Source organism: Devosia sp. CAU 1758, assembly GCF_054482695.1.
Map to the genome: position 1 here is coordinate 105,534 of NZ_JBTLRJ010000003.1, position 26,019 is coordinate 131,552.

Below are 26,019 nucleotides of genomic sequence, written 5' to 3' on the forward strand. Positions count from 1 at the left end.
ACGGCAGTCATTGCCACAGGTCCTTGCGTCAATAGTGAAGTCGGGCTCAGAATGTGTGGCGGCATCCTGTTCGCGAGCCCAATTCGCATCTTGCCTCTGCCGCAAAAGTGCCCGCGCCCATGCCATTTTTCTTTGTCCTTCTCCGCAAATCATTTACCCTTTGAAAAGTTGCGGTTTTCCAATGGATTCGGGATGATCAGGGACCTCCTCAAGTGGGTGGCGCCGGGAGTTGTGACAGTTTTGGGCGGCACAGTTGCTGCCCTGGCAATGGCAACACCGGCCATGCTGGATGCGCTTGCGGAAGAAGGAAGAATTGCGCTGGAAGAGGCCGGATCGGATTGGGCGCAAATTGCGCTATCCGGTCGCCGGGTTCACCTTACCGGTACCACATCATCCGACACCGAGCGCGACCTTGCCATTGCAGGCCTGATGGCGCTGGACGGCATCGTGTCCGTGGATGAAACGGTCACCATCGCGCCCCTGGCCGCTCCATATCGAATCAATGTTGCGGTTGAGAATGGTGCTGTAAGTCTCTATGGCAGTGTACCAAATGAGGAATTGCGCCAGCATTTCATGACCGCTCCCGGCCTCGCGAGCATCGACCTGCAGATCCGCTCCGGGCAGCCTGATGAAGCTCTCTGGCGCGCCGGGCTGGACTTTGCGCTCGCACAGACACCGCTGGTGGAGAGCGGCTATTTCGAATTGTCGGGGCTGACACTCAATGCTGTTGGCCGGGCCAGTTCGGAAAAGGCACTCGGCCGGTTGCAGATGGCGATGGTGGACCTGCCCGATGGCGTGGCAGTAGGCGACATTGCCGTGGAGCCCGTTCGCGTAGCGCCTTACACTTGGCGCGCCGAATTCGACGGCAGCCGCATTGCCATTTCCGGCCACGTGCCCGAGGAACGGCTGGCGGATCGCCTGCGCATGGCCGATGTGGCCGGGGTGCCGGTTGCCACCGGTCTCTCTCTGGCCTCTGGCGCGCCGGTAGGTTTTGCCGAACACACGAGACTCCTCGTGGAGCAGCTTGCCCGTCTGGAGCAGGGCGAGGCGCGCATTGTTGACGGCGTCAGTCACTTGGTCGGCGTGCCGCCCAGCGTCGGCATTGCCCAGGCGGTGACCGAGGCGCTGTCCGGCACCAATTCCATCGTCGATCTGGCCCCGCCGCGCATCGCCGATTACTGGGTTAGCATCAATCGCCAGCCCGGCGGCGTGCTAGTCTTTGACGGCTTTGTGCCGGACGAGGCGACCCGAGAGCATTTTGCCGGCCTCGCCGGGGCCGATGTCAGCTTCCTCAAGTATGGCGCGGGGGCCCCTGAAGCCTATCGCCGTGGGGCCGATTTCGGTCTGGAACTGCTAGGCCATCTGTCCGAGGGCCGTTTCTCCCTTGCTGGAGATGTGATCTCGGTGTCGGGCATCGCCCTGTCGCCGACCGATTTCCGCACGCTGCTGGCGCAGCTCGAATCCAGCGCCCCGCAGGGCCTGACCTTGGGGCGGACGGCCATCCAGGCGCCGCCCGCCGCCAGCTATCTCTTCGCCGTCCGCAAGGATGCCGGTGGCAGCGTGATCTTTGAAGGCATGCTGCCCGGTCCGGACGTCGAAACCTCGCTTCTGGGTTCCGCAGGCGGCAGCGCGCAATCGCGCGTCAGCTATGCTTCGGGCGAAACGCCCAATTTCCTGAATTCGGCCGAACAGGGACTGGAATTCCTGCCTTGGCTTCGGCGCGGCAGCGTCCGCTTTGATGGCACGAGCTGGTCGGTCGAGGGCGAACCCAATTCAGCCATAGACAAGGGCTCGATCGAAACCGAATTCGCCGTTCGCGGTCTCGCGCAAGCCGGCTGGTCGCTGGCGTTGTCCAACCCGGCAACAACACCAGGCTTTGCCGACCCCTATATCTGGTCCGCCGAGCGCCTGCCGGATGGCAGCTTCTTCTTTGCAGGCAATACTCCCGCTGCCAGCTTGCAGTCCTGGCTTAAGGTCCATGTCGGCACCCGCGTGGCAGACACCAGCGTGGTGGCCCATGGCGCGCCGGAAGGATTTGCAATTGCCGTGCGTGCGGCGGTCGATGCCCTGCTGGGGCTTGAGCAGGGTAGGGCCGAATATGATGGCGAGGGCTGGAGCCTTGCCGGAACAGCGCCCAATGCCGCATCGCGTGACAATGTGCTGCTGGTCGCTGAAACCTTGGAGCTGGGCGAGGCCGCTGAAATAGCGGTGATCGAAACCGCGCCCGCCGGACCCTATGCCTGGTCGGCAAGCAAGACCGGCGATGCAATTTTGCTCGAGGGTGCCGTTCCGGCCGAATCCCTTCAGCGCTTCCTCGCAGTCCGGGCCGGCGCCGATGTGGATGACAGGACTTTGGTTCGCACCGACGCGCCCGAGGGTTTTGCCTCCGATGTACTCCAGGCCATGGATGTGCTGGCGCTGCTGACGGAAGGACAAGTTACCTTTGACGGCGCCGCCTGGACTGCGAGCGGCACGTCAAGCGACGCCGATGCCATTGCCGCGGCGACCACGTTGCTCGGCACAGCGGCGCCGCGTTGGACGCTGGAACTGGGCGATGCCCCGGTTCCACCCGCCGAGGCGGTTGAAATGACCGAAGCGGACGTGACTGCACCAAAAGAACCCGAAACCGTCGCGGACGCCCCGGCACCCGCAACGGAGGTCGATCCCGCCTACGGCTTCATGGCTACCCGCACGGACGATGGTTCCATGAGCCTCTCCGGCCAGATTCCCGCAGAGGCTACCGCGCGTTACTTCGCCACGCTGACCGGCGGCGCGGCCGGCGACCTTGTGGTCTCGCCGCAGGCACCCGAGGACTTTGCCGGCAACGCGCAGGCCGGATTGCGCGCACTGTTGCAGTTGCAGCAGGGACAATTGGAACTTGCCGGCGGCGTCTGGAGGCTCACCGGCAGGGCTGTGAGTCACGAGCAGAAATCGGCAATCGAGGCCCAGCTGGGGGTGCTGTCCGTGGACTGGTCCCTGGATATTTCCGCGCCCTCCGATCTCACCCTGTGCCAGGCGCGGGTGGCTGAACTGTCGGCGCACAATGCTATCCTCTTCCAGTCCGGCGCGGCGATTATTGCGGCCGGTGCGTTGGGTGAGCTGGATGCCTTCGCCGAAGCCCTTCTGCGTTGCCCAAGCGCCGTCATCGAAGTCGAAGGTCATACCGATAGCGATGGCGACGACCGTCTCAACCTCGCGCTGTCGGTGGCGCGGGCCGAGGCCGTGGTCAATGCGCTGATCGAGCGCGGCGTGGCGCCGTCCCGCCTCTACGCCATCGGCTATGGCGAAACCCGGCCCGTGGCTGACAACACAACACCCGATGGCAAGCGCCGCAACCGCCGCATTGTGGTTTCCGTGCGCGATGCTGGCGAGCCGGGCTGACGGAGCGCGATATGGCGGGGGTCCTGAGTTCAGTGCAGTTCCTCATCGGAGTCTATTGGCCGTTTCTGGCCGTCGTCGCCGCCGTGGGGCTGGTTACCGGCTGGCTCAGCCTCAGCGGCAAGCAGGGTGAGGGCACCCGGTGATCCCCTTCGATCATGTGATCGAGATCGCGCTTCTGATGCTTCTGGCCTATCTGGTCGGCTGTGTGCTGGGCTATATCGCCCACTTTGCCGTGCGGGCCTATGCGGCGCGCCCACGTTTTGAGACCAAGCTCCAGGCGCAGATGGCGGCCAGCATGCTCAAGGAGCGCGCCAGCGCAACGCCCACACAATCCGCTGCACCGGTCCAGAAATCGGCGGCTCGGCGGCTGGCCGGCGCTGTCGAGCGCGAGACGAGCCCGCAGCCTGCCTCTCCTCCCACCGCGATCTTGTCCACGCAGAAACGCCCACCTGACCTGCCAACACCACGCGGCGGCAAGCCCGATAATCTGAAACAGATCAAGGGTATAGGGGCAAAAACGGAATCAGCGCTCAATGATCTGGGTATCTATCATCTGGACCAGGTCGCGGCCTGGAGTCCGGCCCATATCGACTGGCTGGAGGGCCGCATTGCCGTCAGGGGTCGCATCCGGCGCGAGCAATGGGTGGAGCAGGCCATCCTGCTGATGACGGCGACATCGACCGCCTGAGCAGTCTCCGGTCATGACTCGACGGGGGGCATCACGCGACCCTGCGCCTCCGATTGCTGACATGGGATATGAATACCGCAACGGCTTCGATATCTGCCTGTTCGTCGAACAGGGCCGGTGAGCCCTGGCCGGCAATGGTAATGGCTTCGGCATCGGGCCGCCGCCGCATCATTTCCTCGAAGGTTTCGCGCCGCACCTGGTCGGTCAGCTGCGTGCGCAGCAGCATCAGCGGCGCACAACTCAGCGCGTCGTAGAGCGGCCACTGGGCCACCAGGATGTCGTCAAAGCTGATGTCCCCTATCTGCTCGATCAACCTTGCATCGAACAGCGGGCGAGGTCGGCCGCGCTTGTCGAACCAGTGGCTCCGCAGCGCCAGCGCGTCCAGTTCTGCCTCGACAAGGCCCGGATAGACGCCCCCCAGCATCCGCCTGAAGCCGGCGTTGACGGCCTTGCCTCGTAGGGCCTCGATATGCGCCAGATTGTTGTTCAGCCGCACGATGCCCCGCGAATCTGTCACCGGGCCTGCATCGAGCAGGACCGTGCCGCCAATCAGCAAGGGTCGTTGCGCGGCGAGGGCCATGGCAACCTGTCCGCCATGCCCCTGGCCCAGCAATATGGCCCGCCCTATGCCGAGTGCCGCCAGGACATCGGCGACATCCTGTGCGTCCGTCAGCGTGCTATAATAGGTGCGCCTGGGCCGGTCATCCGCACGGCCGCGCCCCGGCAGGTCCAGCAGTATCAGCGGCCAGTCGCCACTTCCAAACCGCTGGAAGTAGTCGGCGAATGCGGAAAAATCGCTCATGTTCCGGTTGTAACCGGCGAGGCAGACCACCGGCATCCGACCCTGCTTGAAATCGCCACGCAAATGTACGGCGGCCCTTGTCCGCGCATCCGAAAGGGCAATGTGCGATACTGGCAGGCCCGCGAAGGCGGGATGTTCCTCGGGAACCTTGCGCCGAGATGGGAAGAGCGGTTTCATACACTCATTTACCGGTCCGGTACGGCAGCTCACAAGGCGTTTCGCGTGCCTTGTGACTTGTCGCTGTTGAAAGTATGGTGCGCCCCGGCCTGCGCGGTTCTGCGCCGGGCTGTCACACGAGAGAACACGGCCGGCCATGTGACCGGCACCCTATTAAGGAATTCCGACAAATGCTGCGTGGTTCGATAACGGCACTCATCACCCCCATGCGCGATGGGGCCGTCGATGAGAAAGCCTTCGCCAGCTTTGTCGAATGGCAGATCGCCGAGGGCACGCATGGCCTGGTTCCGGTCGGGACCACGGGCGAAAGCCCCACGGTCAGCCACGAGGAACACCGCCGGGTGGTGGAAATCTGCATTGAAGTCGCCAATGGCCGGGTTCCGGTGATTGCCGGCGCCGGCTCGAATGCCACGGCCGAAGCGGTCGCGTTGGCGCGGTTCGCTGAAAAGACCGGTGCCGACGCGGTGTTGTCGGTCGTGCCCTACTACAACAAGCCCAACCAGGAAGGGCTTTTCCACCACTACTCCGCAATTGCCAGCGCCGTCGGCATTCCAATCGTGCTCTACTCTGTCCCCGGCCGCACCATAGTCGACCTGACAGTGGACACCATTGCGCGGCTCCGCGATGCCCATTCCAATATCATCGGTGTCAAGGATGCGACCGGAAGCATGGAACGCGCCACCATGCAGCGCAACAAGCTCGGCAAGGACTTCATTCTGCTCTCGGGCGACGACAGCACGGCCCTGGGCTTCAATGCGCATGGCGGTCGTGGCTGCATTTCGGTGACGGCCAATGTCGCGCCGCGCCTGTGCTCGCAAATGCAGGAACTCTCGCTTGCCGGTGATTTCGCAGGTGCCCGCGACATCAACGACAAGCTGGCCTACCTGCACAAGGACCTGTTCATGGAGCCGAACCCGTCGCCGGCAAAATATGTCGCCAACCGGTTGAACCTTTGTGCCAACGAAATGCGTTTGCCCCTGGTGCCCGTCAGCAAGCCGACAGCGGACGCCATGGACTTTGCAATGCGTCACGCCGGTCTTATCTAAGAGGCGCCAGATATTCCGTCTGTTCGGCATGCCCGGGCAACCCCGGATATTTCTATGGACGGCGCAATCCCACATTTGAGTTAGTTTGACGTCATGGCCGCCAGCAAGAACGACAAGAACAAGAATGGTTGGATCAGCCACGGGCAGGTGGCCGAGAACCGTCGCGCGCGCTTTGATTACGAAATCGGCGAGACCGTGGAAGCTGGCATTGTCCTGACCGGGACCGAGGTGAAGTCACTGCGGCTGGGCAAGGCGCAGATCACCGAATCCTATGCCTCGCCAGAGCGCGGCGAACTCTGGCTGATCAACGCCCACATTCCGGAATATTTGCAGGCCAATCGCTTCAACCATGAGGAGAAGCGGCCCCGCAAACTTCTGGTCTCGAAAAAGCAGCTGGCCAAGCTCGACCAGGAAGTGGCCCGCGCTGGCAATACCATCGTGCCGCTAAAGCTCTTCTTCAACGACCAGGGCAGGGCCAAGCTGCTCATCGGCGTCGGCAAGGGCAAGAAGAACTACGACAAGCGCGCCACCAGCCGCGACCGCGACTGGAACCGCGACAAGGCCCGCATCATGAAGGAGGGCGGCCGGGGCTGAGAGCCGTCCCGCAGGGCAAGTCTCCCCGACCGAGAGATTTGAGGCGAGCAGGCCACTACAGCTATGCTCGAATAGCGAGAGTCTTCAGGCCTCTGCCGGCTTCTGCACTTGCGGACGGCCCACCGTCTTGGCCAGTTCGGCGACATCGAGGAAGAAGTCGGCCTGTCGGCGCAGATCGTCGGAGATCATTGGGGTCGAAGTGGTCAGCGTCGAGACTACGGTCACACGCTTGCCCTTGCGCTGCAGCGCCGCAACCAGCGCAGTGAAATTCCCGTCGCCGGAAAACAATACCAGATGGTCATAGAAGGCCGACAGTTCGAGCGCATCGACGGCCAACTCGATGTCCATATTTCCCTTGACCTTGCGGCGACCCAAGGAGTCGGTGAACTCCTTGGCGGGCTTGGTCACGACTGTGTAGCCATTGTAGTCCAGCCAGTCGATCAGTGGTCGGATGGAAGAATATTCCTGGTCCTCGATCAGCGCTGTGTAGTAGTTCGCGCGCAGCATATAGGCTTTGGAACTGAACTCGGTCAGCAATTTGCGATAATCGATATCGATCCCGATTGCCTTGGACGTAGCATAGAGATTGGCACCGTCGATGAAGAGCGCGATCTTCTCGCGCGGATCAATTGCCATGAAAAACTCCCGAAAAGGGCAGGGGCCTGCCGGTTCCATAGCCGCGCGGGCCGCCCCTGAATTAAATTCTGCCAATAACTTTAAGTCTTAAATTCGGTATTCGCACGTTTGGCTGGTCCCGTAAAGCTGGCGCGCATTATGTTTGCGTAGGCCGGCAAGCCTTGTCATGGTCACCGCCATCGTGTATTGCGGCCCTTCATCCCCTCAAGTGTGGAGACGTTCGTGGCACGCGTCACCGTTGAAGACTGCATCGAAAAGGTCGAGAATCGCTTCGATCTCGTCCTCATGTCCGCACATCGCGCGCGCATGATTTCCTCGGGCGCCCAGATCACCGTATCTCGTGACAACGACAAGAATCCCGTCGTTGCCCTGCGCGAGATTGGTGATGGCACCATCTCCCCGGAAGACCTGCGCGAGGATCTGATCCATTCGCTGCAGAAATATGTCGAGGTCGACGAACCCGAAACCAGCGCTGCTCCAATGATCGAGAGCGCCGGCGACGACGACGCGATCAACTTCGACACCATCAGCGAAGAAGAATTGCTGCGTGGCATCGAGAGCCTCGCTCCGCCGGAAAGGCGCGACGACTGACTGCGACCCGTCCCAATTGGGCAAATCTCTCCGGTGGAGAGATTTGATGCGAGCAGGCCCTGAGAGCTGTGCTCGAATTGCTTGCGCTTGAGGGCATCGCAATTATATCTGAGAGCGTCCGGCATGCGTCGGGCGCTCTTTTCATTTCTGTCACAGGCGCTAAGCTTGCAGATGCGAGCGGGCGGCTAATTCCATGATGCGTCAGTACGAGCTTGTCGAACGCGTTCAGGCCTATAACCCGAACGCCGACGAGCAATTGTTGAACAAGGCTTATGTCTACGCCATGCAGAAGCATGGCTCGCAGAAGCGCGCCTCCGGCGACCCCTATTTCAACCATCCCCTTGAAGTCGCTGCCATTCTCACCGAGCTCAAGCTCGACGATGCCTCCATTGCAGTTGGGTTGCTGCACGACACGATCGAGGATACCGACGCCACCCGCGCCGAAATCGACCAATTGTTCGGCGGCGAGATCGGCACCATTGTCGACGGGCTGACCAAGATCGATCGCCTCAACCTGGTCTCGCGCGAGGAGGCCCAGGCCGAAAATCTGCGCAAGCTGCTGCTGGCCATCAGTCAGGACGTCCGTGTGCTCCTGGTCAAGCTCGCGGACCGTCTGCACAATATGCGCACCCTGCAATACATGCCCGCTGACAAGCAGCGGCGCATCGCGCAGGAAACCATGGATATCTATGCCCCGCTGGCCGGTCGCATGGGTATGCAGGACATGCGCAACGAGCTCGAGGATTTCTCTTTCCGTATCCTGCAGCCGGATCACTATGACGCGATCATCGCGCGGCTCGACCAGTTGCAGGAAGACAATCGCGAGGCTATCGACACCATCACCGCCGAGTTGACTGAGCGACTGAGCGAGGCCGGCATTGCCGCGCGCGTCAAGGCGCGGGTCAAATCGCCCTATTCGATCTTCTCCAAGATCGAGCGCAAGTCCATCGCCCTCGAACAGCTTTCCGACATGATCGGCTTCCGCGTGGTCGTCGGTTCACCCGAGGAATGCTACCGGACGGTGGGGCTGGTCCACACCACCTGGAAAGTGGTTCCGGGGCGGTTCAAGGACTATATATCGGTCCCCAAGCACAACGATTACCAGTCGATCCACACCACCATTGTCGGTCCCAGCCGGCAACGCGTCGAATTGCAGATTCGCACTGAAGACATGGACCGTATCGCCGAATTCGGCATTGCGGCCCATGCGCTCTACAAGGACGGCGCCTCGGCCAATCTGGGGCGCATCGAAATGGAATCGCAGGCCTATGGGTCGCTGCGCCAGACCATCAGCCACCTGACCTCTGGCATCTCGACCGAGGACTTTCTGGAATATACCAAGCTCGAACTGTTCCAGGACCAGGTGTTCTGCTTTACGCCACGCGGTCGGCTGATTGCCCTGCCGCGTGGCGCGACGCCCATTGATTTCGCCTACGCTCTTCATACCGACATTGGCGATACCTGCGTCGGGGCCAAGATCAATGGGCTGATCCTGCCGCTCGTCACGCAACTGCGCAGTGGCGACGAGGTGGAAATCCTCCGCGACCAGAATCATCGCCCCCCGAGCAACTGGATCGGCATTGCCGCCACCGGCAAGGCACGCGCTGCCATCCGTCGTGCCGTGCGCCAGGCGGCAGCCCAGCGCGCCCATGCGTTGGGGGAGCATGTGCTTAACATGATGCTCGAACGCGAAGGGGTGATGCTCGACGAAAGCGAAGGCAAGGCGCTTGCCGAGGCCCTTGAACAGAACAGCAAGCGCGATCTGCTGGTGGCCGTTGGCGAGGGCAAGATAGGGTCGGAAGCGCTCGCGATGGCGCTGGCCCAGGTCAAGGGCATCCGCAAGCGCCGCCGCAAGCTGGAACTGCCCGTGGCCGACACCGCCGATGGTTGGTTCGCCTTGCGCGGCGCTGACCAGTTCCGCTTCCGCGTGCCCGGCGGCCAGCGCTCCGGCCCGCGCGCCAAGGCCGCGCTGGCCCATCTCGATTTCCACACGCCTGTGATCGTGTCGGGAGAGGGGATCGTGCCGGGCGATCGCCTGGTCGGTATTCTCGAGCCCGACAATCCGCTGACCGTCTATCCGATTCACTCCGACGCCCTGATTGCCAAGCATGATAGTGATCTGGCTTGGGTCGATGTACGCTGGAACTTGGCCCGGGCGGAAGAAAAACTCTATTCTGCGGTCATTTCAATGGAATCGGTCAATCGTCCCGGCTCGCTGGCCCAGATTTCCTCGGCCATTGCGGCGTGTGATGCCAATATCAACAATCTCGTGATGCGGATGATTTCGCCCGATTTCCACCAGATGATCTTTGAAATCGAAGTGCGCGACCTTGCGCAACTGACCGATGTTCTGGCAACGCTCAAGCGCAGTCCCGGGCTGTCCGCCGTGCAGCGGGCCGGCCTGCGCGAAGCGGGGATGATTTCCACGCTCGAATGGGACGGTTCGGTCGATAGGAGCTCGCGTGATGGATAAAGAACAGGTCCTGCAGGTATTCCGCGATTGCGGCGCCATGCTGGAGGGACATTTCATTCTCTCGTCCGGCTTGCGTTCGCCGGTCTTTCTCCAGAAGGCGAAAGTCTTCCAATATGCCCACCAGACCGAAAAGCTCTGTAAGGCGCTGGCCGAGCGGATCAAGGCCGAAGTGCCCGGCGTCACCAAAGTGGTTTCGCCCGCCATCGGCGGCATCATCCCCGGCTATGAGACAGCGCGCCACCTGGGTGTGCCCTCGCTCTATACGGAGCGCGTCGAAGGCCAGTTCGAACTGCGTCGCGGTTTCGAGATTTCCCCCGATGACACCGTAATCGTGGTCGAAGACATCGTCTCGACGGGCCTTTCCATCCGCGAATGCGTCACCGCGCTGCGCAAGATCGGCGCCAATGTCGTTGCCGCCGCCTGCCTCATTGACCGCTCGGGCGGGGAAGCCGATGTGGGCGTGCCGTTGGTGAGCCTCATAGATTTTAAGGTGCCCGCCTATCCTGCCGATCAACTGCCGCCCGAACTGGCCGCTCTGCCCGCCGTAAAGCCAGGCAGCCGCGGCATCCAGGGGGTGAAGTGATCATCGGTCTCGGCTCCGATCTTATCCAGATCCATCGGGTGGAACAAACTCTCAGCCGCTTCGGTGATCGCTTCGTGCAGCGTTGCTTCACGCCCATCGAGCAGAGGAAGTCGGACCGCAGGGCCCAGCGCGCGGCCTCCTATGCCAAGCGCTTTGCTGCCAAGGAGGCCTGCTCCAAGGCCCTGGGGACCGGTTTGAGTTGGGGCGTCTATTGGCGCGACATGGGGGTGGTGAACCTGCCATCGGGCAAGCCCACCATGCAGCTCACCAATGGCGCGGCCAGGGCCCTGGCCCGCCTTGTGCCCGAGGGGCACGAGCCCCATATCCACCTCACCATCACCGATGACGCCGGCTTGGCGCAGGCATTCGTCATCATCGAGGCCCTGCCGGTCAAATAGGCCCGGCCAGCCGGTCAGACGAAGCAAGTTGACCCCGCCCGGTCAAACGCCTAACCCTTCCGCACCGCAAATCCGGGAAGAAACATGAGCCAGCCTGCTGAAAAGCCCGCCAAGAAGTCCACCACCAACGAGTGGGTGGAAACCTTCGTGGTCATTGTCGAGGCGCTCTTGATCGCCATCTTCCTGCGCTTCTTCCTCTATCAGCCCTTTTCCATTCCGACCGCCTCGATGCAGCAGACGCTGATGATCGGCGACTACTTTGTCGCCAACAAATATGTCTGGGGTTACGGCAAGCATTCGTTCTCGCTGGGCCGCTACGGCGATTTCGCCTTGCTCGACTTCGAGCTGCCGATTTCTAACCGCATCATGGGGCGTGACCCCAATCGCGGCGACATTGCCGTGTTCCGCCCAGTGCCGCAGAACATGGAATATATCAAGCGCGTGGTCGGCCTCCCCGGCGACCGCATCCAGGTGCAAGAGGGTCGCCTCTACATCAACGGCACCATGGTCGAGCGCGAGGAAGTCGGCAAGACCATGGACACCGACAGCAATGGCGATACCCGCGAGGTCACCGTCTATCGCGAGACCTTCCCCGAAGGGACAACCCACATCATCCAGGAAATCGGCGACAATCTCTCGCTCGACAACACCCCTGAATATGTCGTTCCCGCCGGGCACTATTTCATGATGGGCGACAATCGCGACCGTTCTGCCGATAGCCGCGTGCTGAGCCAGGTGGGCTATGTCCCGGCCATCAACCTGATCGCCAAGGCCGAGGCGCGGTTCTTCTCGATCAAGGACAATCTGCCGCCCTGGCAGATCTGGCAGTGGCCGGCCAATGTCCGCTGGGACCGCATGTTCCGCTCCGTCTATGGCGACACGCCGTATGACACGACGGGGACGCCGTGAGCCGACACGACAAGACCCACGAAAAGCTCCAGTTCCGGCTGGGCTACCGCTTTGCCGATCCGGACCTGTTGGAACAGGCGCTGACCCATTCCAGCGCCGTTTCACCGGGTAAGCGCATCGAGCGCTCCTACCAGAGGCTGGAATTTCTGGGCGACCGTGTGCTGGGCCTTGTAGTGGCCGACATGCTCTACCGCCGCTATCCAAAGTCCAACGAGGGCGATCTGAGCCGGACGCTCAACACCCTGGTGCGCAAGGAAACCTGCGCCGATATCGCCCGCCAGCTCGATCTCGGCAGTGAATTGATCCTGGGTGAGAGCGAAGCCCGCTCGGGCGGCGCCGACAAGGATGCCATCCTGGGCGACGTGACCGAATCCATCATCGGCGCCATTTATCTCGATGGCGGCCTTGCCAGCGCCCACGAGTTCGTTGAGCGGCTGTTCGAGGAATTCCTGGTCGATGGCCAGGCCAGCCGTGCCGACGCCAAGACGACTTTGCAGGAATGGGCCCAGGCGCGCGGTCTCGAACCGCCCGATTACCTGCTGGTCGCGCGCACCGGTCCCGACCATGCGCCTGAATTCACCATCGGTGTGGAACTGGCAGGCTTTGATCGCATCGAAGCGACAGGCCCTTCCAAGAAGATCGCCGAGCATCGCGTCGCCGAACAATTTCTCGTCCGCCAGAAGGTCTGGAAGGAACGCAAATGACCATCGAACTCACCGACACGTCCTGCGGCTTCATCGCCTTGGTCGGTGCACCCAATGCCGGCAAGTCGACGCTGCTCAATTCGCTGGTTGGCACCAAGGTCTCCATCGTCACCCATAAGGCGCAGACGACGCGCTCCCAGGTGCGGGGCGTCCTGACACTCGACAAGGCGCAATTGGTCTTCATCGACACCCCCGGCATCTTCGCGCCCAAGCGTCGCCTCGACCGCGCCATGGTCGAAAGCGCCTGGGGCGGGGCAGGGGACGCTGACCTCGTCGCCTTTATCATCGACGCCGAGCGCGGGGTTACGGCCGAAATCGAAACCCTGCTCGAAGGCCTTGAAAACATACGCCAGCCCAAGGTGCTGATCCTCAACAAGATTGACACCGTCAAGCATGAGAGCCTGCTCACCCTCTCGCAGAGCCTCAATGAGCGCCTGCGCTTCGAGGCCACCTTCATGCTGTCCGCGCTCAAGGGCCATGGCGTCAAGGGCTTCATCGACTGGTGCGCCAATCATATCCCGCCCGGTCCCTGGCACTTCCCTGAGGATCACCTGACCGATCTCACCATGGCTATCACGGCCGCCGAGATCACGCGCGAAAAGCTGTTCCTGCGCATACACGATGAAATCCCCTACAATGCTACGGTCGAAACCGAGAGCTTCAAGATCCAGAAGGACGGCTCCTACAAGATTGACCAGGTGATCTATGTCACCCGCGACAGCCATAAGATGATTGTGCTCGGCGCCGGCGGCCAGACCATCAAGTCCATTGGTGCCGAGGCCCGTAAGGAGCTGATGGGGATGTACGATGTTCCCATCCACCTCTTCCTCTTCGTCAAGGTGCGGGAGAAATGGGCCGACGACCCCGAACGCTACCGCGAAATGGGGCTGGAATTCCCACATGGGAAGAAGTGACCGCTTATTCCATTCCCTCTTGGGGGGAGGGTGGATTGCGCGTAGCGCGAGAGGATTGAGGGGGGAATTCGGTTCCTGCACAGGCTTCCCCGTCATCCGGCGCTCCGCGCCACCTTTTCCCCGTGAGGGAGACGAATAAAAATGGAATGGACGGGTGAAGCCCTGCTCATAGGCGTGCGTCGCCACGGCGAGACCAGTGTTCTGGCCGAGGCCATGGTGGCCGGGCGCGGTCGCCATATGGGCCTCATCCGCGGCGGGCGCTCTTCAAAGCTCGCTGCAACCCTCCAGCCCGGAAACACCATCCAGCTCACCTGGCGCGCGCGCCTCGAAGATCACCTCGGCACCTTCACGGTCGAGCTTTTGCATGCCCGCGCCGCCGGGCTCATTGCCGACCGCAGGCGGCTCTACCTCGCCCAGACCATCTGCGAGCACCTGCGCCTCCTGCCCGAGCGCGATCCGCATGACCGGCTTCTGGGCATGGCACTCGACCTCATCGACCACGACCCTGACGGCGCCTCTCTCGCCCGCTTCGAACTCGCCCTGCTCGACGAACTGGGCTTTGGCCTCGACCTCGAAACCTGCGCCGCCACCGGTGTCACCGAGGACCTGACCCACGTCTCTCCAAAAACCGGCCGCGCCGTCAGCCGGGCCGCCGCCGAGCCCTATAGAGATCGGCTCCTGCCGCTCCCCAGCTTCCTTGCCGCGCGCGGCAATGCCTCACCAGACGACCTGCGCAACGCCTTGCGCCTCACCGGCCACTTTCTCGACATGCACCTCTGGTCCGCCCGCCAGATAGACTCCCCGCCCACGCGCGACCCGCTGATCGGGATGCTGACGCGGGTATAGAGGGAAATCCCCGAAAATCCGGGCAAAACCTGCCCCCGCACCGTGTCTTGCGGTCGCCGCCGCTATACTCTGCTCCTGATTCGTTCCCCATGAATTGAGCCGCCCATGTCCGATGCCGATACCCTTCCGCCGCCCGACGATCAGCGCATCGTCGACCTCAAGCAGGCGCTCGAAGAGCGGTATCTGAGCTACGCCCTCTCGACCATCACCCAGCGCGCCCTGCCGGATGCCCGCGACGGCCTGAAACCGGTGCACCGCCGCATTCTCCACGCCATGCGCCTGCTCAGGCTCGATCCAAACCAGGGCTACAAGAAGAGCGCCCGCATCGTCGGCGACGTGATCGGTAAATTCCACCCCCATGGCGACCAGTCGATTTATGACGCGTTGGTGCGTCTGGCCCAGGATTTTGCGCTGCGCTACCCGCTGGTCGATGGCCAGGGCAATTTCGGCAATATCGACGGCGATAGCGCTGCGGCCATGCGTTACACCGAAAGCCGCATGACCGATGTGGCGACGCGGCTGCTCGAAGGCATCACCGAGGATGCCATCGACTTCAAGCCGACCTATGACGGCGAAGACGAGGAGCCCATGGTGCTCCCGTCCAACTTCCCCAACCTGCTCGCCAATGGCTCCACCGGCATTGCCGTGGGTATGGCCACTTCCGTGCCACCACACAATCTGGTCGAGTTGTGCAACGCCGCGCTCAAGCTGATCCACAACCCTGCCGCCACCAGCGAAGAACTGATCCACCAGGACCTCTCGGCCCCGCCGAGCATGGACGACCTGATCCGTGGCCCGGATTTTCCCACCGGTGGGCAATTGGTGGAATCGCGCGCCTCCATCGTCCAGTCCTACGAGACCGGTCGCGGCGCCTTCCGCCACCGTGCGATCTGGGAGAAAGAGGAGAAGGGTCGGGGCGTTTATCAGATCGTCGTCACCAAGATCCCTTATGGCGTGCAGAAATCGCGGCTGGTTGAAAAGATCGCCGAATTGCTGCTCGCCAAGAAGCTGCCTTTGCTCAAAGACGTACGCGACGAAAGCTCCGATGACATCCGTCTCGTTCTCGAGCCGCGCGCCGGCACCGTGGATGCTGTCATCTTGATGGAGCAATTGTTCAAGCTCACCGAGCTGGAAGTCCGCTTCAGCCTCAATCTCAACGTCCTCGACCACGGCACCACGCCGCGTGTCATGAGCCTGGCCGATACACTGCGGGCCTGGCTCGACCACCGCAAGGTGGTGCTGATGCGGCGCAGCCAGCACCGCTTGGAGCAGATCGCCAACCGCCTTGAGGTACTTGAAGGCTATATCATTGCCTTTCTCAACCTCGACGAGGTGATCCGCATCATCCGCGAGGAGGATGACGCCAAGCTCAGCCTCATCGCGGCATTCAACCTGACCGACAACCAGGCCGAAGCCATCCTCAACATGCGCCTGAGGTCCTTGCGCAAGCTCGAGGAAATGGAGCTGCGCCAGGAGCACAAGAACCTGACCGAGGAAAAGGGCCGGCTCGAAGCTCTGCTCGCCTCTGACAAGCGCCAATGGGGTGAGATCGCCAAGCAGGTCGAGGCGCTCAAGAAGGCCTATCCGCTGTTCGAGGCCGATGGGGTGACACCCCATCCCCTCGGCGCCCGCCGCACCATTTTCGGCGATACGCCGACCGCCGATGCCGCTGAAATCACCGAAGCCTTCATCGAGCGCGAGCCGATCACCGTCATCCTGTCGGAAAAAGGCTGGATTCGCGCGCCCAAGGGCCACAATGCGCCCATCGACGAAAAGGGCTTCAAGGCCGGCGATCGCCTGAAGCAACATTTCAATTGCGAGACCACCGACAAGATCCTGATGCTCACCACCGGCGGCAAGGTCTATACCTTGGGCGCCGACAAGCTCCCCGGCGGCCGCGGCCAGGGCGAGCCGGTCCGCATCATGGTCGACATTGAGGAAGGGCAGGACATTGTCGAGCTCTTCGTCTTTTCGCCCGGCAAGAAGCGCATCATTGCTTCCTCCGCCGGTTACGGATTCATAGTTGCCGAAGATGACCTGATCGCCAATACCCGCAAGGGCAAGCAGATCCTCAACGTCTCGTTGCCAGACGAGGCCCGACTGATCGTGCCCTGCGAAGGCGATCGTGTCGCCGTTATCGGCCAGAACCGCAAGCTGCTGGTCTTCCCCTTGAGCCAGCTGGCTGCAATGAGCCGCGGCAAGGGCGTCCGTTTACAGCGCTACAAGGATGGCGGTATTTCCGACATCAAGACCTTCTATGCCGCCGATGGCCTGACCTGGACTGACAGTTCCGGCCGCACCTATTCCAAGCCCACCGAAGAACTCACCGACTGGTCCGCCGACCGCGCCACCGCCGGCCGCCAGCCACCCACCGGCTTCCCGCGGAACAACAGGTTTACTGGGTGACGAGCGATTGCCGAAGGCAACCAATCTCTCCGGCGGAGAGATTGGAGCGAGGAACGTTCAGAGAGCTATGCTCGCAGGGCCGGGCAATGCCGCCGCTGGCGCAGGTCCTTACCTCTCCCTTTGGGGGAGAGGTCGGCGCGCAGCGCCGGGTGAGGGGGCCTTCCTGCGGAATCTAAACCTGAAGCCGCGCCCCTAACCACTTTCGGAGACTCGTAAAAATGATCCGTCACAACGTCTTCGTCCGCTTCCGCCCTGAAATCAACAGCGCCGAGAAATCTTCAATCTACGCCGACCTCCTCGCCCTGCGTGACGTTGTCCCCGGCATGCTGAACATGAGTTATGGTCCCAATGTTTCACCGGAGGGCCTACATCAGGGATATACCGACGGCTTTTCCATGGAATTCATCGACGAAGCCGCCCGCGATGCCTACCTCGTCCACCCGGACCACAAGGCCGCAGGTTCGCGCCTTGTCGCCGCCCTTGAAGGGGGACGGGACGGCCTCATCGTCTTCGATCTGGTGGTTTAGCCGCTACTCTTCCAGCCGCATCCAGCCCAGCGAGCCGCGCTGCACTTCGAGGGGACGATAGTCTCCCTTATAGGCCATTTTGGGCGAGTCCTTCACCCAATAGCCAAGATAGACATAGTCCAGCGCCGCCGAGCGCACCTGCTCGATATGGTCGAGAATGAGGAAAGTGCCCATGCTGCGATGCGTCATGTCGGGGTCGTAGAACGAATAGACCATGGAGAGCCCATCAGGCATCACATCGGTCAGCGCCACTGCCATCAGCGGCTGGTCCGGCAGGTCGCGCAGGCGATATTCCACCAGCACCGACTGCACCGGTGTGTCTTCGACCATATATTCATAGTCTTGGTAGCTCATCTGCGTCATGCCGCCGCCGGCATGCCGAGCGTCCAGATAGCGCTTGAACAGCTCATACTGTTCCACCGTGGCCACCGTCGGTTGCACCGAGACTACAATGTCCGAATTGGCGCGCAGCACCCGGCGGAACCGCTTGTTGGTGGCAAACTGGCGCGTCACGATCCGCACCGACTGGCAGGAATTGCAGCCCTCGCACGCGGGGCGGTAGATCAGGTTCTGGCTGCGGCGGAAACCATTGTCGCTAAGCAATTGATGCAGCATGGAGGCGCGCCGCCCACTCAGATGCGTGAACAGCTTGCGCTCGAGCTTGCCCGGAAGATAGGGGCAAGGCATGGCCGCGGTCAGGAAGAGTTGGGTGGTTTCGGGCGTCTGATCGGTCATTCAAGACCCGTTGATGCGAATTACGTCAGTGTAGCGCTCCGCCCCATCCCCGGCAACGCCTCAAACGTTGTATTGATCCGCCATGTCCATGCGGTGCCAATGCCGCAGCATCGGGGAGCGGCGCACCATCAGCGTGCCCATGATGAAGTCGTGGATCATCTGCCGGCGTGGCGTGAACAGCGCGAACAGGATCGTTACCGGCCAGCAGATCCAGATGGTGATCCAGAACACCAGCGCATGCAGTGCCGCCATCCAGCCGTCCAGCGGCTGGCCTCGGGTTGGCGTCAGCACGATATCCATCATCTGCATGCCCACAGTGGCGCGGCGCGGCGAACCCAGCGTCACGGCATAATAGAGCACGATGGCCGCCGGCACGGCGAAGATCAAAGAAACCCAGGCCAGCCCAAAGGTAAGGAAGCCTAGGATCGTACCGATCAGCGTGATGGCGAACACCAGCATCCCCATCAGTACCACGTCGATAAAGTAGGCCGTGGCCCGTCGTGTCAGCAGCCCGTCGAACAGTTCGGGCGCCGTCGAGGGATCAGGTAGATGGGGGCGGTCTGCGGTGTTCTGGCTCATGGCGCAGACATTGGCATGGGTGGCGTCGGATGCAAGAGGGCAGGGCACACAAATGTGACCTTTAAATGCCTGGGCGACGCGCCGCCGAGAGGTGGATAGACTTATCATCAAGGAGGACACGCCCATGTCGAGCATTACCCAGGGGATGAACACCCAATATTCCGACAGCGCCAAACTGGCCGCTCGGGCCAAGCTGCATCAGTTCGGCCATGCCGATGTGCCCTGGTTCACCTGGGTTGCGCAACGTGTGGCGGTCGAGGAAGGCGGGGCGGTGCTGGATGTCGGCTGCGGTCCGGCTTGGTTCTGGCCCGAGGCATTCGTCGTACTGCCACCGAACCTTAATCTGACACTGTTCGATCAATCCCTCCGCATGGTGGAGGAAGCCTTGGAGCGGTGCGGGCCGCTGCCTCTTGAGTCAGTGAAAGGGAAGGTCGGCGACGCCGCAGCGCTCTCTTTCGCCGATGCCAGCTTCGACGCTATCATCGCCATGCACATGCTTTATCACGTGGCCGACCAGGAAAAAGCCATGGCCGAATTCCGCCGCGTCCTCAAGCCGGGTGGCAGTCTTGTCGTCACCACCAATGGAATCGACAACATGCGCGAGCTTTATGCGCTCACGACCGTCTTCGGCAGCGCGCCGCATGATCCGTCCGCCGACGCTTTCGGGTTGAAGCGGGCGGAAGCGCTCATGCACGCCGAATTTGGCAACGTCGCTCTGGAGGTTCATCCGGCCACTATGCGCGTCACTGACCCCGAAGTGGTCTATTTGGCACTAACCTCCTATCCGCCTGGCGAAACGGCGCAGCCGGAGCAGCAGCGGGCATTCCGGGATGCCATCGACAAGGCCTTTTCCGAAGGCGGCGGAGCTATCGATGTCACCAAGCAGGTGGGCGTTCTGACGGCCCGAAAAGCTGACGCCTGAGCGCTCCTGCCCGCTGTCCAGCCGGAGGGAAGGGCGCTAGTCTTGGCTTCCCTCGAATTGAGCGAGTCGCCGGCAATTGCTGCCAGAGTGGCGCCGCGCCGGACCCGTATCCATGTCTGCTCCCATTGCGCCTGCCGCGCCGCTGACCCACCAGCCCCTGCGCGGCCTCGTCTTCATCCTCGGGGCGACCCTGCTCTTCGCCTATAACGATACCACCAACAAGCTGCTCATCACCGAGTACAATGTGCCCATGGTGACGGCGATCCGCTACATCACCCATTGCTTGCTGATGCTGGCCCTCGTCGCCCCCTTCCATGGCCGCGAAATGGTGCGGACGCAGCGCACCGGTCTGGTTGTCGTGCGCGGGGCCAGCCTGGCGCTTGGCTCTTTCCTCATGAGCCTGGCGCTGCAACGCATGCCGGTCGCCGAGACCACGGCAATTATCTACCTTTGTCCGGTTCTGGTGGTCCTGCTGTCCGGTCCACTGCTCAAGGAGCATGTAAACCCCCTGGCATGGGTTGCCGCGCTCCTTGGCTTTGCCGGCGTTCTGCTCATCGCACGGCCGGGTGGAGGCCTCGACCCGCTTGGCGTCGCCTTTGCCTTGGGCAATGTCTGCTTGGCGCTCGCCTATAATCTGCTGTCACGCGTCCTTGCGCACACCGAGCGGACGATGGCCATGCTGTTCTTTTCGGCATTGGCTGGGGCCATCGGCTTCGGTATTTTCCTCCCCTGGACCCTGCATGGCGTCGCGCCCACGCCCTTGCAGATCGTGCTGTTCGCTGGTCTCGGCGTATCGGCCTGGCTCGGACACTATCTCTTCACCCAGTCCTATCGCTATGCGCCTGCCGCACTGGTGGCGCCAATGACCTATATGCATCTGGTCTGGGCCGGTGTGCTCGGCTTCCTGGTCTTCGGCGATGTGCCGGGCCCCTTGGCGCTGGGCGGCATGGTGCTGGTCATGGCCGCTGGCCTCGTCAGCGCCATTCGGCCCCGCCGAGGCCGACGACCCGCACAATTGGCTTCCGAAGATGGCTTGACCGAAAAAGCCGGCTAACCACCCAACTTGCGTGCCATTTCCAATGCAAAATAGGTGAGCACGCCATTGGCCCCGGCGCGCTTGAACGCCCAGAGACTTTCCAGCACAGCCGCGTCACGGTCGATCGCCCCGGCCGCGCCGGCCAGCTCGACCATCGCGTATTCCCCGCTCACCTGATAGGCGTAGATTGGCACGTTGAAGGCGTCCCGCGCCCGCCGCAACACGTCGAGATAGGGCAGGCCGGGCTTGATCATGACGCTGTCGGCGCCCTCGGTAATATCCTGCTCGATCTCGCGCAGCGCCTCGTCCGAATTAGCATAGTCCATCTGGTAGGTGCGCTTGTCGCCCTTGAGCCGACTGCCCGAGCCGACGGCCTCGCGGAACGGCCCGTAAAAGCATGACGCATATTTGGCCGCATAGGACATGATCTGCACATGGCCGAATCCTTCGGCATCCAGAGCGGCCCGTATCGCTGCCACGCGGCCATCCATCATGTCCGACGGTGCGATGATGTCGGCGCCGGCACGCGCCTGCACCAGCGCCGACCTGACCATGACGGCCACGGTCTCGTCGTTGAGAATTTCCCCGTTTCGAACCAGCCCGTCCTGGCCGTCGCTCGAATATTCGTCCAGCGCCACGTCGGCGATCAGCCCGATATCGGGCACCGCCGACTTGATGGCGCTGAGCGCCCGGCACATCAGATTGTCTGGGTTGTACGCCTCGTTGGCGCTCTCCGATCGCAGATGGTCTGGCGTATTGGGAAAGATTGCCAGCGCCGGAATGCCGGCGTCGCGCGCGGCCTTTGCCGCCTCGATCATCAAATCGATGGACAGCCGCTCAACCCCCGGCATGGTCCTGATCTGCGTCTTTTCGTTCTGCCCCTCGATGACAAAGAGTGGCCAGATCAGGTCGTTGGGCAACAATTGGGTCTCGCGCACCATGGCCCGGCTCCATTCGGCCTGCCTCAGCCGCCTCAGGCGCCGCCCGCCGAGAAAGTCCATGTCGTGCCGGGGCCAGTTCTGGGTCATGGGGTGTCTCCTTGTCCGGCCTAGTTACCAGTCCCGCCGCTGCCGTCCAAGCCAATGCTTGTCGCAGCCCGGCTGTCGGGGTATCAAGCCGCCATGCTGTTCCAGGCCCCCAGTCTCGCGCTCTATATCCGCATCGTCGCTATACTGGCGCTGGTCCTGGGCCTCAGCGACGCCGCGCGTCTGCTCGGCATCAATCTGGGCGCCACCAGCCCGATCGCCGCCATGGGCACCTCGGCCTTCATCTACCTGGCGGTATTCAGTCTCGCACGGCTATTCGCCGCCGTGGGCCTGTGGATCAAGGCCAGTTGGGGTGCCGTGTTGCTGGTTGGCGCGACCGCCCTGGAACTGGGGCTCTATGTTTCGGGCAGCCCTGATATCCGTATGAGCGCCATCGGCTTTGCCGTCCGCGTGGTGCTGCTGGCCTCAGTTGTCATCATCTTCGGTCTCAGTCTGCGCTCCAAGCGAGCTCAAGCCGACTGATCACCTACGGGGTGAAACTGCTCGATGGTGATCTCCTCGGCCAGCGCGTCCTGCGGCGCGCCAAAGCTGGTGACCGTGGTGAACCAGCGTGTGACCCTGCCATCCATGCGGAATTCAAGCGGTAGCAGCACCGTCCCGCGCGGTGCCGCGGACCCCTGTTCCAGTTCCTTTGCGCCGGGTTGCCGCAGCGCCTTGGCCAGCACCTGCGCCACCGCCGATTCCGGGCCATGGCGCCGCGTCGCCTCGCGCAGGCGCAACATGAGATAGCCCGCTACATCCGCCCAGTTGATGATGGCCTCGCGGACCGGCCCCGGCCGATAGACGAGGTCAACCAGGTTCGACCCCACGCCGGCGCCTGGAGCCATGGCCACCAGCCTGAGGGCGCCGGCATTGGCAGCCAGAATCCCAAAAGCCGCATCCAGCACCATGGCAGGGTAGGGATCATGGGCGTCGAGCAGCAATTGCGCGGCCTGTCGGATCTCCGCCATTTGCGGGCTCTGCCAGTCGCTGTCGCCGAATTGTGGCGCAAACCCCGCCGCCACCAGCAAGCCATTGCGTTCGCGAAGGGGCAGGTCCAGCGCCTCGGCTAACCGAAGGACCATGGTCGGGCTCGGTCGTGCACGTGCCGATTCGAGGAAGGAGAGATGGCGCGGTGATACCTCGGCAGCTAGCGCCAGCGTCATCTGACTCATGCCGCGCCGGTTGCGCCATTCGCGCAGCGCTGTTTCGAACATCTGGGCCCCCTTTAGTCCAAGCATGACATCCAAGCAGAGCGATTTCCATTACCTCGGAGGGAATTGAAACCATGACCCTGTCGCTCGATCCTGCGCCCATCATCAATCGGTAATGGAGAAATGACGATGGACGCGACTGCAAGAGGGGTCGATTTTCCTGATCCGCGCCTGATCTACTGGTTGGACGCTGTGGGCTCGCTGGCCTTCGGCATTGTCCTCGTGGCTGCAGCTACGCCGATCACGTCACTGGTCGGCTGGTCGCTTCCCTCCGTCGTATTGACGGGGATCGGCGTGGCGCTTCTGCCATGGGCGCTGTTCAACCTGGCCATTGCCCGCAGTGTGAAGCCCGTGCCGCGCCGGGTCCGCATCAACATTATCGGCGACCTAATCTGGATTGCCGGCTCGGCAGCCCTGATCCTCATCTATGCCAGTCAACTGACGGCGATGGGCCGGGCGGTATTGATCGGCCAGGCCCTGGCAGTGAGCGCGGTCATGGCCACTAAAGTGCTTGGCGCGCGGCGGATCTCGTCCCGATGATTACAAGCTTTGGGGCGGCTTCGCGCCGCCCTTAACACCTCAACAAGGTTACAGGATTATCACCAGTGGTAAGGCGCTATTAAGCCAAATTCTCATTGCATTCCAGTAAGATAGTTTTAAGCGTGTCGCTTAGGCTGATCTTAGTCGGGCAGCCCTAGTTTGGCCTCATGAGATGCGAAAAATCGCACGTTGGATAAACAGTGAGGCACAAATGGCAATCAAGTCGAATGCGGCCGAGGCGCTTACCCCGGAACGCAACGAAGGTCTGAAACCCCTCTATCTGGAGGCCGTCTCGCGCGTCGAGCGCCTGCACCGCCGCCTGCTCGATCTGATCAAGGACGAGTTCGACCGCATGGGGTGGGACGACATCAACCCGGTCCAGGCCCTGCTGATGTTCAATATCGGCGATGCTGAACTGACCGCTGGCGAACTACGCTCGCGCGGCTACTATCTCGGCTCCAACGTCTCCTACAATCTCAAGAAACTGGTCGAGACCGGCTACATCTTCCAGGAGCGCTCGCGCACCGACCGTCGCTCGGTCCGCATCAAGCTGACCCCTAAGGGCGAGGAAGTGGCCGAAGTCATCGACGAGCTCTATGATCGTCACCTGAAGTCCATCGACAAGGTAGGTGGCCTGGGCGACGAGGAATTCGACGGCCTCAACAAGGCCCTCGCCCGCCTCGAACGCTTCTGGGTCGACCAGATCCTCTACAAGCTCTGATTGTCCTGCCCTCCGGGGCAGAGCCAAGGGCGGCAGCTGGCGGCATGTGTTGCCTCCATGCCACAACTGCTGGGAAGACGCCGGTCGCGAGGCCGGCGTTTCTTATTTGTGCCGCAAAGCACAGGCAGCCCGATTACCTGGTTTGAAACCTTTTGCTGGCATGGCTATCCTCCCGCAAGGTTCACAAGGCGTTGAGAGCCGTTGTGATCTGACCCGGAGCGGGCTATCGGCCAGAGTGGATGGCGGGCAAATATTTGGGTGATCGAATGCGGCTGACTCGACGTAATTTTATCCGCACTGCGGCGCTGGCCGGTGCATCTGCGGCAATCCCGGCATGGGCTCAGGATTCGGTCTTTGACATGCTTTCGGGGGCGGGCAGGGTGCTGCGCGAGACCGACCGCGAAGGCAATACCGCGGCGGCTGCGGCGACGATCGCTACCAACGAGCCCATCCTCTCCTTCGACACACTGCATAATCTGCAGCTGGCCATCGCCCAGTACGAACCCTTTGTGGCTGCCGGCGGCTGGGAAGAGATTCCGCAGCAGGCCTATCAGCTGATCCTTGGCAATTCCTCCCCCGCCGTGGTCCAGCTCAAGCGTCGTCTCATTTCGTCCGGCGATATGCCGCTGGTCGATCATGCCAGCGACGTTTTCGACGCGGAAACGGACAGGGGTGTGCGTACTTTCCAGGCGCGGCACGGCCTTGTGGTCACCGGCCAGATCGATGAGCCGACCTGGTACGCCATGAACGTGCCCGCTGCGACCCGCCTGCAGCAGCTTTATCTTAATTATACCCGCGTCCAGAACATGGCGGCCAGGCTCAACGACCGTTATATCGTTGTCAACATTCCGGCCGCCACGATCGAAGCGGTTGCCGGCGGCATGGTCGAGCAGCGCCATACAGCGGTGGTTGGTCGCGTTGACCGCGCAACCCCGATCATGGCCAGCAATATCAGCCAGATCAATTTCAACCCCTATTGGCATGTGCCCAAGTCACTGGTCCGCCAGGACCTGACCAAGTACATGCTCGAAAACCCAAACTACCTGACCGAACAGAACATCTTCATCTATGACGGCTCCGGCGGGAAGGTTGATCCACAGTCGATCGATTGGGCGAACATCACCGATGCACAGGTGAACTACATGTATCGCCAGGAGCCCGGCGCTGCCAATTCCATGGGCCACTGCAAGATCAATTTTTACAATCCGCACGACGTCTATCTGCACGACACCCCGTCCAAAGCGCTGTTCGGCGAAAACGCCCGCTTCCACTCTTCTGGCTGTGTCCGCGTCGAAGGCGTGAACCAGCTCGTTGCCTGGCTGCTTCGGGACAATGGCGACTGGGATCAGACCCGTGTCGACAACACCTTCGCGTCGCTGGAGCGGTTGGACGTTGAATGTCGGGGCCGCGTGCCGATCCACACGACCTACATTACCGCCTGGGCCAACCGCCAGGGCACGGTCAGCTTCCGCGACGACGTCTACAAATTCGACGAAGAAGGCAAGGTCAGCTTTGCCGCCTAGGGAGCGCGCAGGTCCGTGAACCAGATCGAACGGGCTCCAGCGCCACTGG

27 protein-coding genes are annotated in these 26,019 nt (G+C 62.1%); 21 read left to right on the forward strand and 6 right to left on the reverse strand.

Annotated elements, in window-relative coordinates:
• Positions 1-192: 192 nt before the first annotated feature.
• From ACXYMS_RS10625 to ACXYMS_RS10635, 3 genes are read left to right on the forward strand one after another with little or no spacing between them, the layout of a single operon-like run.
• Entirely contained in the window at positions 193-3,381 is a 3,189-nt protein-coding gene (locus ACXYMS_RS10625; protein ID WP_458906140.1) for an OmpA family protein, read from the forward strand.
• Positions 3,382-3,392: 11 nt separating this feature from the next.
• Positions 3,393-3,524 (forward strand): hypothetical protein, encoded by a 132-nt coding sequence (locus ACXYMS_RS10630; protein ID WP_458906142.1) that lies wholly within the window; start codon positions 3,393-3,395, stop codon positions 3,522-3,524.
• Positions 3,521-4,069 carry a hypothetical protein gene (locus tag ACXYMS_RS10635; protein WP_458906144.1) on the forward strand — a complete coding sequence of 183 codons (549 nt, stop codon included), beginning with the start codon at positions 3,521-3,523 and terminating at the stop codon, positions 4,067-4,069. The genes ACXYMS_RS10630 and ACXYMS_RS10635 overlap by 4 nt, the downstream gene beginning before the upstream one ends.
• Positions 4,070-4,100: 31 nt before the next feature.
• On the opposite strand, the gene ACXYMS_RS10640 is transcribed toward ACXYMS_RS10635, so the two are convergent.
• Positions 4,101-5,048: an alpha/beta hydrolase gene (locus tag ACXYMS_RS10640; RefSeq protein WP_458906146.1), complete on the reverse strand. Its 948-nt coding sequence runs from the start codon at positions 5,046-5,048 to the stop codon at positions 4,101-4,103.
• Positions 5,049-5,218: 170 nt separating this feature from the next.
• Between ACXYMS_RS10640 and dapA the strand changes: the two genes are divergently transcribed.
• Both dapA and smpB read left to right on the forward strand, forming a co-directional pair.
• On the forward strand, positions 5,219-6,094 hold the full coding sequence (gene dapA / locus ACXYMS_RS10645; RefSeq protein WP_458906148.1) for a 4-hydroxy-tetrahydrodipicolinate synthase: 876 nt from the start codon (positions 5,219-5,221) through the stop codon (positions 6,092-6,094).
• 93 nt (positions 6,095-6,187) lie between these two features.
• Entirely contained in the window at positions 6,188-6,688 is a 501-nt protein-coding gene (smpB, locus tag ACXYMS_RS10650; RefSeq protein WP_458906150.1) for an SsrA-binding protein SmpB, read from the forward strand.
• An 84-nt stretch (positions 6,689-6,772) separates the two neighbouring features.
• On the opposite strand, the gene ACXYMS_RS10655 is transcribed toward smpB, so the two are convergent.
• Positions 6,773-7,324 carry a LabA-like NYN domain-containing protein gene (locus ACXYMS_RS10655; RefSeq protein ID WP_458906152.1) on the reverse strand — a complete coding sequence of 184 codons (552 nt, stop codon included), beginning with the start codon at positions 7,322-7,324 and terminating at the stop codon, positions 6,773-6,775.
• Between the two features lie 222 nt (positions 7,325-7,546).
• On the opposite strand from ACXYMS_RS10655, the gene rpoZ reads away from it, so the two are divergent.
• From rpoZ to ACXYMS_RS10705, 10 genes are all read left to right on the forward strand, one after another.
• On the forward strand, positions 7,547-7,915 hold the full coding sequence (rpoZ, locus tag ACXYMS_RS10660; RefSeq protein WP_458906154.1) for a DNA-directed RNA polymerase subunit omega: 369 nt from the start codon (positions 7,547-7,549) through the stop codon (positions 7,913-7,915).
• A gap of 193 nt (positions 7,916-8,108) precedes the next feature.
• Positions 8,109-10,388, forward strand: coding sequence for a RelA/SpoT family protein (locus tag ACXYMS_RS10665; protein ID WP_458906156.1), 2,280 nt, complete (start codon positions 8,109-8,111; stop codon positions 10,386-10,388).
• Complete coding sequence (gene pyrE / locus ACXYMS_RS10670) at positions 10,381-10,971, forward strand: orotate phosphoribosyltransferase (protein ID WP_458906158.1); 591 nt, start codon at positions 10,381-10,383, stop codon at positions 10,969-10,971. Before ACXYMS_RS10665 ends, pyrE begins: the two co-directional genes overlap by 8 nt.
• On the forward strand, positions 10,968-11,369 hold the full coding sequence (gene acpS / locus ACXYMS_RS10675; protein WP_458906160.1) for a holo-ACP synthase: 402 nt from the start codon (positions 10,968-10,970) through the stop codon (positions 11,367-11,369). Before pyrE ends, acpS begins: the two co-directional genes overlap by 4 nt.
• Before the next feature lie 84 nt (positions 11,370-11,453).
• Complete coding sequence (gene lepB / locus ACXYMS_RS10680) at positions 11,454-12,278, forward strand: signal peptidase I (protein WP_458906161.1); 825 nt, start codon at positions 11,454-11,456, stop codon at positions 12,276-12,278.
• A complete protein-coding gene (gene rnc, locus ACXYMS_RS10685) occupies positions 12,275-12,982 on the forward strand; it encodes a ribonuclease III (protein ID WP_458906163.1) in 708 nt (235 codons plus the stop codon). The genes lepB and rnc overlap by 4 nt, the downstream gene beginning before the upstream one ends.
• A complete protein-coding gene (gene era / locus ACXYMS_RS10690) occupies positions 12,979-13,896 on the forward strand; it encodes a GTPase Era (protein ID WP_458906165.1) in 918 nt (305 codons plus the stop codon). Before rnc ends, era begins: the two co-directional genes overlap by 4 nt.
• 141 nt (positions 13,897-14,037) lie before the next feature.
• Complete coding sequence (gene recO / locus ACXYMS_RS10695; RefSeq protein WP_458906167.1) at positions 14,038-14,742, forward strand: DNA repair protein RecO; 705 nt, start codon at positions 14,038-14,040, stop codon at positions 14,740-14,742.
• 105 nt (positions 14,743-14,847) lie between these two features.
• Complete coding sequence (gene parC, locus ACXYMS_RS10700) at positions 14,848-17,148, forward strand: DNA topoisomerase IV subunit A (protein WP_458906169.1); 2,301 nt, start codon at positions 14,848-14,850, stop codon at positions 17,146-17,148.
• Positions 17,149-17,366: 218 nt separating this feature from the next.
• On the forward strand, positions 17,367-17,675 hold the full coding sequence (locus ACXYMS_RS10705) for a Dabb family protein (RefSeq protein WP_458906170.1): 309 nt from the start codon (positions 17,367-17,369) through the stop codon (positions 17,673-17,675).
• Positions 17,676-17,678: 3 nt separating this feature from the next.
• On the opposite strand, the gene ACXYMS_RS10710 is transcribed toward ACXYMS_RS10705, so the two are convergent.
• Both ACXYMS_RS10710 and ACXYMS_RS10715 read right to left on the reverse strand, forming a co-directional pair.
• The gene (locus ACXYMS_RS10710) at positions 17,679-18,410 is read right to left on the reverse strand and encodes an arginyltransferase (RefSeq protein ID WP_458906171.1); all 732 of its coding nucleotides are present in this window, start codon (positions 18,408-18,410) and stop codon (positions 17,679-17,681) included.
• Positions 18,411-18,470: 60 nt separating this feature from the next.
• Positions 18,471-18,989: an RDD family protein gene (locus ACXYMS_RS10715; RefSeq protein ID WP_458906173.1), complete on the reverse strand. Its 519-nt coding sequence runs from the start codon at positions 18,987-18,989 to the stop codon at positions 18,471-18,473.
• 124 nt (positions 18,990-19,113) lie between these two features.
• On the opposite strand from ACXYMS_RS10715, the gene ACXYMS_RS10720 reads away from it, so the two are divergent.
• Together ACXYMS_RS10720 and ACXYMS_RS10725 are read left to right on the forward strand one after the other, a co-directional pair.
• Positions 19,114-19,911 (forward strand): class I SAM-dependent methyltransferase, encoded by a 798-nt coding sequence (locus tag ACXYMS_RS10720; RefSeq protein ID WP_458906174.1) that lies wholly within the window; start codon positions 19,114-19,116, stop codon positions 19,909-19,911.
• A 112-nt stretch (positions 19,912-20,023) separates the two neighbouring features.
• Positions 20,024-20,965, forward strand: coding sequence for a DMT family transporter (locus ACXYMS_RS10725; RefSeq protein WP_458906176.1), 942 nt, complete (start codon positions 20,024-20,026; stop codon positions 20,963-20,965).
• Here the strand turns inward: ACXYMS_RS10725 and hemB are convergent.
• Positions 20,962-21,975: a porphobilinogen synthase gene (hemB, locus tag ACXYMS_RS10730; RefSeq protein WP_458906178.1), complete on the reverse strand. Its 1,014-nt coding sequence runs from the start codon at positions 21,973-21,975 to the stop codon at positions 20,962-20,964. The two genes, ACXYMS_RS10725 and hemB, sit on opposite strands and share 4 nt — an antisense overlap.
• Positions 21,976-22,068: 93 nt before the next feature.
• Here hemB and ACXYMS_RS10735 point away from each other — a divergent pair, with 93 nt between their 5' ends.
• On the forward strand, positions 22,069-22,455 hold the full coding sequence (locus ACXYMS_RS10735; RefSeq protein WP_458906180.1) for a hypothetical protein: 387 nt from the start codon (positions 22,069-22,071) through the stop codon (positions 22,453-22,455).
• Here the strand turns inward: ACXYMS_RS10735 and ACXYMS_RS10740 are convergent.
• A complete protein-coding gene (locus tag ACXYMS_RS10740) occupies positions 22,443-23,189 on the reverse strand; it encodes an MmyB family transcriptional regulator (RefSeq protein WP_458906182.1) in 747 nt (248 codons plus the stop codon). The two genes, ACXYMS_RS10735 and ACXYMS_RS10740, sit on opposite strands and share 13 nt — an antisense overlap.
• Before the next feature lie 126 nt (positions 23,190-23,315).
• On the opposite strand from ACXYMS_RS10740, the gene ACXYMS_RS10745 reads away from it, so the two are divergent.
• The 3 genes from ACXYMS_RS10745 to ACXYMS_RS10755 all read left to right on the forward strand — a co-directional run bounded on the left by ACXYMS_RS10745 (position 23,316) and on the right by ACXYMS_RS10755 (position 25,970).
• Positions 23,316-23,726, forward strand: coding sequence for a hypothetical protein (locus ACXYMS_RS10745; protein ID WP_458906183.1), 411 nt, complete (start codon positions 23,316-23,318; stop codon positions 23,724-23,726).
• A 211-nt stretch (positions 23,727-23,937) separates the two neighbouring features.
• Positions 23,938-24,447, forward strand: a complete 510-nt coding sequence (gene ldtR, locus ACXYMS_RS10750) for a transcriptional regulator LdtR (protein WP_297108216.1) — start codon at positions 23,938-23,940, stop codon at positions 24,445-24,447.
• 266 nt (positions 24,448-24,713) lie between these two features.
• Positions 24,714-25,970 (forward strand): L,D-transpeptidase family protein, encoded by a 1,257-nt coding sequence (locus ACXYMS_RS10755; RefSeq protein ID WP_458906185.1) that lies wholly within the window; start codon positions 24,714-24,716, stop codon positions 25,968-25,970.
• Positions 25,971-26,019 lie beyond the last annotated feature (49 nt).